A 13,344-nucleotide genomic window follows, 5' to 3' on the forward strand; every position below is an offset into this window, starting at 1 on the left:
TGAATTGGTAATTTTAGCAATAATAAGTATAAAACATAAGGAATTTTATTGTTCATCTTTTTATGCTAATACTTTATCTTAAAAACTTAATGTTAGTTTACGTAATTGGAGCTTTATTGAAATTTCATAGTGGTACTGTTAATCGAGTACCACTATATATTAATTTAATATAGTTTATTGCTGTTACTCGTGTCGAGCTTTACGAGCTAAATAATTACCAGTGCTTTGTACAAATTGAATAGCAATAACTAAAATCACAACACAAATGTAGGTAACCGTTGTATCAAAACGTTGATAACCGTATGAAACAGCTAGATCGCCAATACCACCAGCACCGATGGCCCCAGCCATCGCCGTTGCTCCAATTAAACCAATTGTCGCAGTAGTTAGAGTTAAAATTAAAGAGCTAAATGCTTCTGGTAGCATAAAATGCCAAATAATTTGTATTGGTGTTGCGCCCATAGATTCGGCAGCTTCAATAATACCACTATTTACATCGAGTAATGAGTTTTCGACTAATCGAGAAATGTATGGTGCTACATAGAAGGTTAATGGCACAATTGCTGCTGTTGTACCTATTGAACTACCAACTATTAATTTGGTTAATGGTAGAATTGCTACTAGTAAGATAATAAAAGGTAATGAGCGAACTAGATTGATAATTGGATTAATTATCTGATAAATCTTTTTATTTTCAAGCAATCCAGACGGTCGAGTAGTGACTAAACAAATACCTAATGGAACGCCAATTAATGATCCTAATGTTAAAGCAAAAACTACCATATACAAAGTTTCATAAGATGCCTGAGCAAATTGTGCACTAGTTACGTTGGTTGCAAAAGTTGTGCTTAAATAATTTATAATATCATTTACTATTTCCATTAATTGCTCTCCCAATGTTGGATTTCTGTAACGTTTACCCCATGCTCACGAAGAAAATGTACCGATTGTTCGATATTACTATCACTACCTTTTAGTTGAACAAACATGCTGCCCAATACAGTTTTTTCAATTTCTGACATATGAGCAAACAAAATATTGACGACAACTTTTTGTTGTAATATTAACGAATTCATAACAGGTTCAGAGGCTGAACGACCCAGAAATTCAAGCTTAAACAATTTTATATTGTTTTTATCTCCTTCTATCTCTAAGAGATTTTCAACCACTCCCGCTGGGATTTGATCATTAATTACTGAGCTAACAAAATTTTGTGTGGTTTTATGTTTGGGATGACCAAACACATCAAGTACATTGCCATGTTCGATAATTTTACCTTTTTCCATCACCGCGACTTTATGACAAACCTGTTCTATAACATGCATTTCATGGGTAATTAATACCACGGTAATTTTATATTGATCATTAATTTTTTTGATTAACTCCAAAATCGATTGCGTGGTTTGCGGATCGAGTGCTGATGTAGCTTCATCACAAAGTAAAATATCGGGATCATTAGCCAAAGCTCGGGCAATGCCAATACGTTGTTTTTGGCCTCCTGATAACTCTTTAGGGTAGCTATGAGCTTTATCACTTAAGCCAACAAACTCAAGCAGTTCGTAGACTTTTTGTTTAATCACTTGTTTGTCTTTTTTGATTAATACTAAAGGGATAGCAATGTTTTCATATACAGTTTTCGATTCAAGTAGATTGAAATGCTGAAAAATCATACCAATTTTACGACGTACTTGCCGTAGTTGTGGATTTGATAATTGATTTAATGATTGGTTTTGAATAATAACATTGCCTTGTGTCGGTTTTTCCAGAAAATTTATAAGACGTACTAATGTACTTTTTCCTGCGCCACTATAGCCAATAATGCCGTAAATATCGCCTTTTTGGATGGTTAAATTGATGTTTTGTAATGCTTGAGTCGTAATTCCATTGCGTTCATATTGTTTCGATACATTTTCAAATTTTATCATTATGTTATACCTATCAATGTTTGGCTAATTCAATCAATCCGAGTTGCGCAAGATTTGCGAGATAATTAGCTGCTGGCATTATCATATTGCGATTAACTAAAAATTTAGGATGGTGTAGTGCATAGGGGCTTTGCGAGCCAAGATTGATAAATGCACCGGGAACATGATGTAAGTAGTGAGCAAAATCTTCACCGCCGAGTTGTGGTTGAAAGTCAACAACCTCATAACCTTCCTGTTTTGCAATGTTTTGGCAAAAATCGACCCATTTAGCCACGTTTATGATTGATGGTGGTCCATCAAACCATCTTAACTCGGCTTCAGCGCCCATACTAAAGGCAATATTTTCGACAATGCTGGTTAGTTGTTGCTTGACCTTTAGCCTTATATCGGGGGTAAGTGTCCTTACGGTACCTTCCATTTCAACTGTTTCAGGGATCACATTCCAAGTGTTTCCACCTAAGAATTTGGTAATGCTAACCACTACGGGGTCGAGCCCACTTATGGTACGACTGGAAATTGTTTGTATCGCATTAACAATCTGTGCACTAATGACAATTGGATCAATACCTGATTCAGGTCTTGCAGCGTGTGCTCCAATTCCCTTTACCGTAATTTCAATACGATCTACATTAGCTGAAAAAGGGCCTGCTCGTGAAGCCATTTGGTTAATGGTTAAGTTAGGATTATTATGCATACCAAAAATGGCATCAACCCCATTGAGTGCACCAATTTCGATAAAATGTAACGCGCCGCTAAAATTTTCTTCGGCGGGCTGAAAAAGTAACCGGACTGTTCCTTTTAGTTGCTGTTCATTAGCTTTTAATAAATAAGCAGCTCCCATTAACACTGATGTATGCAAGTCATGACCACAAGCATGCATAACGCCTTGTTTGGTTGAACGGTATTGACAATCAGATTGTTCATCTATGGGTAGGGCATCAATATCTGCTCGTAAGGCAACAACAGGGCTTCCTGAGCCAATTTCGGCGATAACGCCTGTTTTTGCCCCCAGTTCTAAAATAAGAATATTAGCTTGTTCTAAGCAATTTCTTAACTTTTTTGTTGTTTCAAATTCTTGATTGGAAAGTTCTGGATTTTTATGTAAATCCAGAAAAAGTTGCTCAATAATAGGGGCAATCGTGTCAGTCATGGCATATCCAATAGATATCAATTTTTGATACTTTTACGGTAGCACAGCTGATTTTTTTGCTCTAATAATCGTTTTTTATAACTTATTCCAAAAAGTTATAAGATAGAAGTACATGGAATAAATGAATTGTTATTTCTATGTTAGAGTGTTTGTTAAATTTACATTTCACTGAGGATAGTTCAAATGAAAATAAGTTTTATCAAACAAAAATTTGTTAACAATGTTGCACTATTAGCATTATTTAGTTCTATTTTTTTAATTACTGCATGTGATAACTCATCATCTAAGGTTGATAATCAAACTAAAAAAGAGATCAGTATGGGCGTATCACCAGGGCCGTATAATGATCTGTTCAAAGATGCTGTTAAACCAATACTTGAAGCTGAAGGTTATAAAGTTAAATTAGTTAATTTTCCTCATTTATTAGAATCTGATGTAGCATTAAGCGAAGGAAGTATTGATTTAACTGTTGCTCAACATACTGCTTATATGGATGTCTTTAATAGTCAACGTAAAGCAAATTTAAAACCGGTAGTGCATGTACCTTCAGTGCCTGCGGCAATATTTTCTAATAAATATACTTCAATCAAAAATGTCTTTTCTGGTGCTAAAATTGGTATCCCTCAAGATGCCTCAAATGCGGCTCGCTCATATAATTTATTGGAAAAAGCCGGTTGGATTAAGTTAAAACCAAATACTAATCCAATTATTGTTAGCAAAAATGATATTGCAGAAAATATTGCTGGTGTGGATATTGTTGAAATGGATTCTGCCAATATTCCTAGAGTCTTAAATGAGTTAGACTTTGCTGTTATTCCTGGAAGTATCGTTTATTCTGCTAATATAGATTCGAAAAGAGCGCTGTTATCAGAAACAATTATCCCTGATTTAGAAATCATGGTGGTGGTTAATGGTGGTAATGAAAATAGCCAGTGGGCAAAAGATATAAAACGTATTTATCAGTCGCAGCAATTTAAAGATTATATGAAAGAACATAACCAAAATGGTTATTGGGTCATGCCACAAGAATAATAAGTTTGCCCGTTTAAATACGGGCTATTTAATATTTAGGCATACTGGTATCAATGAGTTGTGCCCATGCGTCAATGCCACCAGTTAAATTATATAGAAAATCACTATCAAAACCATTTTCGACCAAATAGTTAGCTACATTGAGGCTTCTTACGCCATGATGACAATAAATCACAATATCTACTTCGTCAGGAATTTTATCTAAATAAAGTGGTATTAAATTCATTGGAATATGATTGGCGCCGTTAAGCATACAAATAGCGACTTCATTAGCTTCTCGGACATCAAGTAAATAGAGCGGTGCTTTACTTTCGATTTTTTGTTTTAGTTGTAATGGGCTAATTTCTTTTATCATTGTCATTTTTCAAACTCATTTTAATTTCGGCAAAAATTTTGAGGAACGGGGTTTTTGGTAGCAAATTTGCTGTTGTTTAATTAAAAATCCCACCTTAACTAAATCTTATTGATCAATAACAAGGTGGGATTTTGCTCCTTATAATGCTGTTAATTTATTATGCAGCTAACGCTTTAGTGATTTTTTCATACAGATCTTTAGATAAGTTATCTAGTTTTAATAAGCTTTCTAAAGCAGCTGTCATTTTTTTCTGACGATTTTCGTCATAACGTTTTAATCGAATAAGTGGATCAATAAGTCTGGATGCTACTTGTGGGTTTTTCTGGTTTAGTTCCATTAATATTTCAACTAAGAAATGGTAGCCACTGCCATCTTCAGCATGAAAAGCAACAGGGTTATTGTTAACAAAAGCACCAATTAGACTTCTTATTCGATTTGGATTATTGAGTGAAAAAGAGCGATGATTAAGCAGTTTTTTCACTGTTGATAATACATTTTGCTCTGGACTTGTCGCATTTAAAGCCAACCACTTATCCATTACTAAACCATCTTGATACCATTTATCATCGAAATCGGAGAGTAATGTATGTCGACATGTTAATTGCGCTTTTACTGCTGTGGTAAGCGCCGCTAATGAATCTGTCATATTATTGGCTTGTTGATATTGTTGTTCAACTAAAGTATTCGCTAGCGATTTATCGTCAGCATAAGCTAATAATGATAAACAGCAGTTTTTCAACATGCGTTTACCAATGTCAGCATGTTCAATCTGATATTGTGCAGTTTGATTATGATGATAAACCGCAGTTAGTTCATCATAGAGTTCATTAGCAAAGATACCTAATAAGAATTGACGAACTTGATAAATAGCCATCGGATCAACGATATCAAATAGATTTGCCAATTCATTTTCCGAAGGTAAAGTCAGTATTTGTGCTATAAGTGCTGGTTCAGCGGTATCTGATAGTAATATTCCTCTAAAAGCATCTAATACTGGCTCAGGAATTGTCATTGATAAATTCTGATGATAATTATTTACATTCATACGCACATATTTTGCTAATAACATTTGCGCTGCATCGTAACGACTAAAAGCATTAGTGGCATGTTGCATTAAGAATATAAGATCGTGATCTTGATAATTGTAATTGAGTTTTACTGGAGCTGAAAAATCTCTTAATAGTGAAACAATTGGTTTTTCTGAAACATGATCAAAAACAAATTCTTGTTTGGATTGGGTTACATTTAGTACGTGATGAATAGGTTTATTTTGATATTGCAATGCAATCACATCACCATTTTGCTGATAAAGTTCGATATCTAATGGAATATGTAGCGCCTGTTTTTGGCTTTGATCTTGCGTTGCCGGCGTATGTTGCTCAACAGTTAATGTATATTGTTGATTTTGTGAATTGTAACTGTCAGTCACTGTTAACACTGGTGTGCCTGACTGACTATACCATAATTTAAACTGAGTTAAATCAATTCCCGATGCATCTTGCATAGCTGCAACAAAATCATCACAAGTTGCTGCACTACCATCATGGCGTTCAAAATAAAGTTTCATACCAGCCTGAAAGTTAGCTTCACCTAATAATGTATGCATCATACGAATCACTTCTGCACCTTTTTCGTATACGGTAACAGTATAAAAATTATTCATTTCAATTACTTGTTCAGGACGAATAGGATGAGACATCGGGCTTGCATCTTCAGCAAATTGTACTGTGCGTAACAGTTTGACATCAGCAATGCGTTTTACCGATCTGAGTCCTTGATCAGAAGTGAATTCTTGATCTCTAAATACTGTTAATCCTTCTTTTAGGCTAAGTTGGAACCAATCACGACAAGTGACTCGATTACCGGTCCAATTATGAAAATATTCGTGACCAATTACTGATTCAATACCGATATAATCATCATCAGTGGCAGTTTGTGGTTTAGCAAGGACATATTTAGAATTGAAAATGTTAAGGCCTTTATTTTCCATTGCTCCCATGTTGAAAAAATCAACTGCTACAATCATAAAGATATCTAAATCATATTCTAAATCAAAACGGCTTTCATCCCAGTGCATGGCATTTTTTAAACTGGTCATTGCCCATTGTGAGCGATCTAAATTACCTTTATCTACATAAATTTCTAGGTCAATTTTTCGATTAGAACGAGTGATAAAGCGATCTTTTAAAATATCAAAATCACCGGCTACTAATGCGAATAAATAAGCTGGTTTAGGAAATGGATCTTGCCATTGCACCCAGTGTCTACCATCGGAAAGTTCCCCTTGTGCAATGCGATTACCATTGGATAATAAGTAAGGATATTGTTGTTTATTAGCGGTAATTCTAGTTGAAAATCGTGCTAGAACATCTGGTCTATCGAGGTAGTAAGTAATGTGGCGGAAACCTTCAGCTTCACATTGCGTGCATAGTGCATCACCAGAAACATATAATCCTTCAAGTGCTGTATTATCGATAGGCTTAATTTGATTAACAATAGTTAAGGTAAATTCAGAAGGAACATTATTAATCGTTAATCCCGTTTTTGTGATTTGATAATCAGACCATGGTTGTTCATCAATATTTACTGAAACTAATTTAAGTTCTTCGCCATCTAATACTAAATCGTTAACTTGAGAATTTTTTTTGATGATATGACTACGGGCGATAACTGTCGTTGTTTCTGCCGCTAAATCGAAATCAAGATCGATGTCAGTAATAGTAAAGTCTGGAGTTTTATAGTCATGACGATATTTAGCAGTCGGTTGTATATCAGTTGTCGTTGTACTCATGTTTATATACCTTTGTAAGTGGTGTGCTAATTATGTATTCAAATTAATCAAAACGGGGTTAATACCCATCAGTATCTATGATTATTCTTCTAAAATAGAATGAATTATATTTATTTATCATTTTGGAATGAATTTCGATTAATTTTACCAAAATGTCTATATGAACTATTATAGCCTATTAAAAATAATCTTATTAGATAATTAATTTATATCTTAATTATTATTCTGCTATAATCATCAGAATTTTCTTTAAAGAACTGATAATAGATAGACATGTTACCCGCAATAATTACATCAATATTAGATACTGATGCTTATAAGTTGCATATGCAGCAGGCCGTTTTTCATCATTATCCTGACGCGACTGTCGTTGCACAGTTTCGCTGTCGTAGTGATGATCTACTTGGTCAATATGCCGATCAAATCGCTCATCAAGTTAAATTAATGGAGTCTTTAACACTTACTGATGATGAGTTCGCCTATTTATCTGGTATTACCTTTTTTAAATCTGATTATTTAAACTGGCTAAAAAAATGGCGTTTTAATAGTCAGTTATTAACGATTAAAAACGAAGATGGTTTGCTGGTGATTCAAATTGAAGGCAAATGGGTTGATGTTATTTTGTGGGAAGTGCCATTGCTAGCGGTTATTAGCGAAATTGTTCATAAAGATCGTTCGCCAAATATCGGTGTTGAACAAGCATTAGCAAGACTTAAAGATAAATTAGCCAGATTTGATGAACAAACTAATGATCTTGATATGTCTGGTTTTAATTTGCTGGATTTTGGTACACGAAGACGTTACTCTTTTGCTGTCCAAGAGGCTGTTGTAAGTTATTTGCAAAACCATTTCCGCAATTTTCATAGTACTAGTAATTATTTATTGGCATATCGTCTAGGGTTAACTCCAGTTGGCACTCAAGCCCATGAATGGTTCCAAGCCCATCAGCGTTTAAGCCCTAACTTGCATGATTGCCAAAAAACGGCCTTGCAAGTTTGGTTAGATGAATATCCTGATGAGCTGGGTGTTGCGTTAACAGATTGTATTACTATGGATGCTTTTTTACGTGATTTTGACTATTATTTCGCATCTCATTATCAAGGACTACGCCATGATTCAGGCGATCCGATTGAATGGGGTGAAAAAGCGATTAGCCATTATCAGCAATTAGGAATTGATCCTGAAACAAAATTACTTGTGTTCTCTGATAGTCTAAACTTTGATAAAGCGCTGAAAATTTATCGGCACTTTAATCATCGAGTGAAATTATCCTTTGGTATCGGTGGTTTTCTTGCTTGTGATATTCCGTCTTCAGAAGTAAATACCAAATCTTTAAACATTGTATTAAAACTAACGGAATGCAATAATCAAGCTGTAGCTAAATTATCTGATAGTCCTGGTAAAACAATTTCACAAGATTTGGCTTTTATTGACGAATTAAAAAGAACATTTAAAGTCAATCATTAATAATCATATTGATGATTAATATTAATAATTAAACAAAGTGATATAGTCTTATAAATAATCTGTACTATCAATTTTTGATAATACTTAAATGAATATTAAAACTCAGCTTATATATTACTTTTAAGATTACTTACTATATAAATAATAAATAGAGATGGATAATTAAAATGAATTCTGTTGCTCCTATTGTTGACGTGCTACAAGGTAAAATTGCTGTTGGTAGCACCATTTCAGTTCAAGGTTGGGTAAGAACTCGCCGTGATTCTAAAGCCGGTATCTCATTTTTGGCTGTGTATGATGGTTCTTGTTTTGATCCAATTCAAGCGGTAATTGAAAAAGACTTACCAAATTATGAACAAGATATTTTGCGTTTAACTGCGGGCTGTTCAGTAAAAGTGACTGGTAAAGTTGTTGAATCTCCAGGTCAAGGACAAAAATATGAACTACAAGCAACGCAAGTTGAAGTATATGGTTTTGTTGATGATCCTGAAACTTATCCAATGGCCGCTAAACGTCACTCAATAGAATATCTTCGCGAAGTTGCTCATTTACGCGCAAGAACCAATATTGTTGGTGCGATTACTCGTGTACGACACACCTTAGCGCAAGCTATTCACCAGTTTTTTGATGAAAGAGGTTTTTTCTGGCTTTCAACACCAATTATTACTGCCTCTGATACTGAAGGTGCCGGTGAAATGTTCCGCGTTTCAACGCTGGATATGTTAAATTTACCTAAAACAGATAATGGTAAGGTTGATTTTGATAAAGACTTTTTTGGTAAAGAAGCTTTTTTAACTGTTTCTGGACAACTTAATGCAGAAACTTATGCATGTGCACTTTCAAAAGTCTATACCTTTGGTCCCACTTTTAGAGCTGAAAACTCAAATACTACACGCCATTTAGCTGAATTTTGGATGATGGAGCCAGAAGTGGCGTTTGCTGATCTTAACGATAATGCCAAACTTGCTGAAGATATGTTGAAATATGTCTTTAAAACAGTACTTGAAAAACGAGCTGATGATATGCAGTTTTTCGCACAGCACATTGATAAAGATGCCATTAATCGTCTTGAAAGCTTTATTAATGCTGATTTTGCCCAAGTGGACTACACTGATGCTATTACTATCTTACAAAACTGTGATGCTAAATTTGAAAATCCAGTAAGTTGGGGTATTGATTTAGCGTCTGAACATGAACGTTATTTAGCTGAGCAGCATTTTAAAGCGCCAGTGGTGGTTAAAAACTATCCTAAAGATATCAAAGCATTCTATATGCGAATGAATGATGATGGTAAAACTGTTGCGGCAATGGATGTATTAGCACCGGGCATTGGTGAAATCATTGGTGGTTCGCAACGTGAAGAACGTCTAGATATGTTAGATAAAAGGATGGATGAATTAGGCCTTAAAAAAGAGGATTATTGGTGGTACCGTGATTTACGTCGTTATGGTACTGTACCTCACTCAGGTTTTGGATTAGGTTTTGAGCGTCTAATTGTTTACGTCACAGGCGTGCAAAATGTTCGTGATGTGATTCCTTTCCCTAGAACTCCACGTAATGCAAATTTCTAAAATTTAATAAATTATCAACTGACTTTTTGGTCAGTTGATATCAAATTAATCGTTAATAAATCTTTACAATTGGTTATAAAATAATCAAATAGATACTATTTTATGCTTAGACATCATGTTTAACGAAAAGTTCACTTGATTTTAATAATTTTTTATACATAATTTACAGTACTGTAATAAGTAAGATGAAAATAGTAGTTAAGAATATTATTTTCGGATGAATAATTATTGTAAGAAAATTGACATAATCCTAAAGATGTGTCTTTTGATAAAAATAACCATGAGGGTAAGAAATGAAACGTAATCTATTAGCAATCGCTATCCCTGCTCTTTTAGTAGCTGCCGGTGCAAATGCTTCTATCGAAGTGTGGAATAAAGATGGTAATAAAGTTGATTTTTATGGTCGAGTAAAAGCAGCTAACAATATTACTGATCGCGGTCAAAAAGGTGAAGGTGATGATACTAATGCTCGTCTAGGTATGTCTGGTCAAACTCAAATTACTGACGGCATTACTGGGTATGGTCGTTGGGAATATCAAGCTGATGCTGGTAAGGACTCAGATAATGAAGTTCGTTATGCATTTGCTGGTTTAAACTTTGGTGATTTAGGTTCATTTGATTATGGACGTAATGATGGTGTGATAAAAGCAATCACTGCTTATACTGACGTATTACCACAATTTGGTGGTGACGCTGCGAACAACTATTGGCATGTTCTTTCAGCGCGTACAAAAGCTGTTGCAACTTATCGTAACAATAACTTTTTTGGTTTGACTGATGATTTAAGTTTTGCATTACAATATGCTGATAATGGCGATAATTCAAATTCAACTGATCGTTACAAAAGTTTTCTTTCGGAAAATAAATCACGCGAAGCTTGGGGTGCTAACATCCAATGGAATATCTTTGACACAGGCTTGACAGCAGGTGCAGGTTATGCTCAAACATCTTCTAGCGATCATCGTCATAACACTTGGACGGCTGGACTTAAATATGATAACAATAATTTATATTTAGCTGCTAACTACTTCCAAAGTAAACTAAAAAGCCGAGATCAATGGGGACATATAGAAAAAGCTGGTACTATAATAACTGGTATCGTTGGTTCTGCTGATGAGAAAATTAAAGGTGTTGAATTAGTTGCTCAATATGGTTTCGATTTGCCTGTTGGGCGTTTAACTCCTTCTCTTGCATATGTTCAACATAAACAAAGAGCTGATTCATTTTACTCAAATATCAATAAAGCGCACTATTCTGCAGATAGTTCACCTTTAGTTAAGTATGTATCTTTAGGTGCAACTTATGATTTAAATAAAAACTTCAGTGCAATTGTTGAATATAAATTCAATCTACTTGATAGAAAAGATGTTGGTGCTGCACAAAATACAAAAGTACAACGTAATAAACACACCAATAAACCAGGTACTAAAGATGTGTTAGGTGTTGGTTTAATTTACCAATTCTAATCTCTTGACATCCTGAATATCAATAAAAGGCACTTAGGTGCCTTTTTTTTCATCTCTTGAACGTCATATTATTAAAAAAACATTTTATGCTTAAAAAAATATTACTTTAAGTCATAAAATAGCCCTAATTCGCAGAATAATATCTTACAAACATTATTAATCCATAATGTTTGCAATAAAAATCTAGTATTTAATAATAGATATCCCAGTAATAATTTAGTTGTTAATTAACAGCAGCTATTTATTAAATCAAGAACAAAATATTTTGTATCTTTAATAATAAAATACCTAAGAGGGTAACTAAATGAAACGTAATCTATTAGCAATCGCTATTCCTGCTCTATTAGTTGCAGGTACAGCAAGCGCTTCAATTGAAGTATGGAACAAAGATGGTAATAAAGTTGACTTTTATGGTCGAGTTTATGCCTTAAACTATATTACTGATCGTAATAATCAAACTGGTGAAGGTGACAAAACCACTGCTCGTTTAGGGATGTCAGGACAAACACAAATCACTGATGGTTTGAGTGGTTATGGTCGCTGGGAATATGAAGCTAAAACAGGAGCTGATGCTGATAACGAAACTCGTTATGCTTATGCAGGTCTAAATTTTGGTGATTTTGGTTCGTTTGATTATGGTCGTAACGACGGTGTATTAAAAACCTTAACTTCATATACTGATGTTCTACCTGAGTTTGGCGGCGATGCATCAAATAATGACATCTATGCATTAACAGCAAGAACCAAAGCAGTGGCTACTTATCGTAACTCAGACTTCTTTGGTTTAGTTAACGGTTTACGTTTTGCTGTTCAATATGCTGATAATGGTGATAATAGCTCAACTCAATATCTAAATAATCACGACCGTACTGGCCATGATAGTGCTGAAGCTTGGGGTTCAGTAATTGATTGGGACGTGCTTGATACAGGTTTATCAATTGGTGCCGGCTATGCACAAACAGGTGGTCATAAAGATGCTAAAGCATGGTCAGCTGGTGTTAAATATGATAATGATAATCTATATTTGGCTGCGCTTTATATTCAAGGTAAACAAAAATACGGTTGGGAAAAAGCATCAACTACAGATAATACCTCTGATTTGAAAACTAAAGGTTTTGAATTAGTTGCTCAATACGGTATTGACTTTGAAGTGGGTCGTTTAACTCCTTCTGTTGCTTATATTCAACATAAAGTACAAGATGCATCAAACTTCTCAAGAAGTGGTGATGCGGGTCTTAAAGGTAATGATTTAGCTAAATATGTCGATGTTGGTTTAACCTATGACTTTAATAAAAATTTATCAGCAATTGTTGATTATAAAATTAACTTGTTAGATAAAGATGATATTGGTGCACGTCGAGCTTTATACGAAGATGGTACATTCACTAAATCACAAATTAAAGCAACAGCTAAAGATACTGTAGCATTAGGATTAATTTATCAATTCTAATTATCTTTATCTTTAGATTTAGATTAAATAAAAGGCACTTAGGTGCCTTTTTTGTTATCTATTTTTCAATAAATACCGCTTGCGCTTTAATAAATAGTCTGATAAAAATAATGAAATAATAATCAATTAGGACTATA

At 34.3% G+C, this 13,344-nt stretch carries 10 protein-coding genes; 5 read left to right on the forward strand and 5 right to left on the reverse strand.

All coding sequences use genetic code 11. The annotated features are described in order from the left end of the window. Positions 1-183 precede the first annotated feature (183 nt). From B6C99_RS04035 to B6C99_RS04045, 3 genes are all read right to left on the reverse strand, one after another. Positions 184-783 carry a methionine ABC transporter permease gene (locus tag B6C99_RS04035; RefSeq protein WP_363317459.1) on the reverse strand — a complete coding sequence of 200 codons (600 nt, stop codon included), beginning with the start codon at positions 781-783 and terminating at the stop codon, positions 184-186. A 98-nt stretch (positions 784-881) separates the two neighbouring features. Next, positions 882-1,925, reverse strand: a complete 1,044-nt coding sequence (locus B6C99_RS04040; RefSeq protein WP_086358654.1) for a methionine ABC transporter ATP-binding protein — start codon at positions 1,923-1,925, stop codon at positions 882-884. Between the two features lie 13 nt (positions 1,926-1,938). After that, entirely contained in the window at positions 1,939-3,075 is a 1,137-nt protein-coding gene (locus B6C99_RS04045; RefSeq protein ID WP_086358655.1) for an amidohydrolase, read from the reverse strand. Between the two features lie 183 nt (positions 3,076-3,258). Between B6C99_RS04045 and B6C99_RS04050 the strand changes: the two genes are divergently transcribed. Then, positions 3,259-4,107, forward strand: coding sequence for a MetQ/NlpA family ABC transporter substrate-binding protein (locus B6C99_RS04050; protein ID WP_086358656.1), 849 nt, complete (start codon positions 3,259-3,261; stop codon positions 4,105-4,107). Positions 4,108-4,135: 28 nt separating this feature from the next. Here the strand turns inward: B6C99_RS04050 and B6C99_RS04055 are convergent, their stop codons facing one another. Continuing rightward, positions 4,136-4,468 carry a rhodanese-like domain-containing protein gene (locus B6C99_RS04055; RefSeq protein WP_086358657.1) on the reverse strand — a complete coding sequence of 111 codons (333 nt, stop codon included), beginning with the start codon at positions 4,466-4,468 and terminating at the stop codon, positions 4,136-4,138. A 151-nt stretch (positions 4,469-4,619) separates the two neighbouring features. Beyond that, the gene (pepN, locus tag B6C99_RS04060) at positions 4,620-7,253 is read right to left on the reverse strand and encodes an aminopeptidase N (protein ID WP_086358658.1); all 2,634 of its coding nucleotides are present in this window, start codon (positions 7,251-7,253) and stop codon (positions 4,620-4,622) included. 273 nt (positions 7,254-7,526) lie between these two features. Here pepN and pncB point away from each other — a divergent pair, with 273 nt between their 5' ends. The 4 genes from pncB (at position 7,527) to B6C99_RS04080 (ending at position 13,207) form a co-directional block, all read left to right on the forward strand. Then, complete coding sequence (pncB, locus tag B6C99_RS04065; RefSeq protein WP_086358659.1) at positions 7,527-8,720, forward strand: nicotinate phosphoribosyltransferase; 1,194 nt, start codon at positions 7,527-7,529, stop codon at positions 8,718-8,720. Positions 8,721-8,887: 167 nt separating this feature from the next. Next, a complete protein-coding gene (gene asnS / locus B6C99_RS04070) occupies positions 8,888-10,291 on the forward strand; it encodes an asparagine--tRNA ligase (RefSeq protein ID WP_086358660.1) in 1,404 nt (467 codons plus the stop codon). Between the two features lie 293 nt (positions 10,292-10,584). Beyond that, the gene (locus B6C99_RS04075) at positions 10,585-11,757 is read left to right on the forward strand and encodes a porin (protein ID WP_086358661.1); all 1,173 of its coding nucleotides are present in this window, start codon (positions 10,585-10,587) and stop codon (positions 11,755-11,757) included. A 304-nt stretch (positions 11,758-12,061) separates the two neighbouring features. Beyond that, a complete protein-coding gene (locus B6C99_RS04080; protein ID WP_086358662.1) occupies positions 12,062-13,207 on the forward strand; it encodes a porin in 1,146 nt (381 codons plus the stop codon). Positions 13,208-13,344: the final 137 nt, after the last annotated feature.

The sequence above is a fragment of the Gilliamella sp. N-G2 genome (genome assembly GCF_002142215.1).
In the GTDB taxonomy this organism is placed as follows: domain Bacteria; phylum Pseudomonadota; class Gammaproteobacteria; order Enterobacterales; family Orbaceae; genus Gilliamella.

What these genes read in the sequence shown, in the direction of transcription:
- B6C99_RS04050 (WP_086358656.1), top strand. Translation starts at nt 3,259, where the DNA reads ATGAAAATAAGTTTTATCAAACAAAAATTTGTTAACAATGTTGCACTA.
- B6C99_RS04040 (WP_086358654.1), bottom strand. Translation starts at nt 1,925, where the DNA reads ATGATAAAATTTGAAAATGTATCGAAACAATATGAACGCAATGGAATT.
- pncB (WP_086358659.1), top strand. Translation starts at nt 7,527, where the DNA reads ATGTTACCCGCAATAATTACATCAATATTAGATACTGATGCTTATAAG.
- B6C99_RS04045 (WP_086358655.1), bottom strand. Translation starts at nt 3,075, where the DNA reads ATGACTGACACGATTGCCCCTATTATTGAGCAACTTTTTCTGGATTTA.
- B6C99_RS04035 (WP_363317459.1), bottom strand. Translation starts at nt 783, where the DNA reads ATGGTAGTTTTTGCTTTAACATTAGGATCATTAATTGGCGTTCCATTA.
- asnS (WP_086358660.1), top strand. Translation starts at nt 8,888, where the DNA reads ATGAATTCTGTTGCTCCTATTGTTGACGTGCTACAAGGTAAAATTGCT.
- B6C99_RS04075 (WP_086358661.1), top strand. Translation starts at nt 10,585, where the DNA reads ATGAAACGTAATCTATTAGCAATCGCTATCCCTGCTCTTTTAGTAGCT.
- pepN (WP_086358658.1), bottom strand. Translation starts at nt 7,253, where the DNA reads ATGAGTACAACGACAACTGATATACAACCGACTGCTAAATATCGTCAT.
- B6C99_RS04080 (WP_086358662.1), top strand. Translation starts at nt 12,062, where the DNA reads ATGAAACGTAATCTATTAGCAATCGCTATTCCTGCTCTATTAGTTGCA.
- B6C99_RS04055 (WP_086358657.1), bottom strand. Translation starts at nt 4,468, where the DNA reads ATGACAATGATAAAAGAAATTAGCCCATTACAACTAAAACAAAAAATC.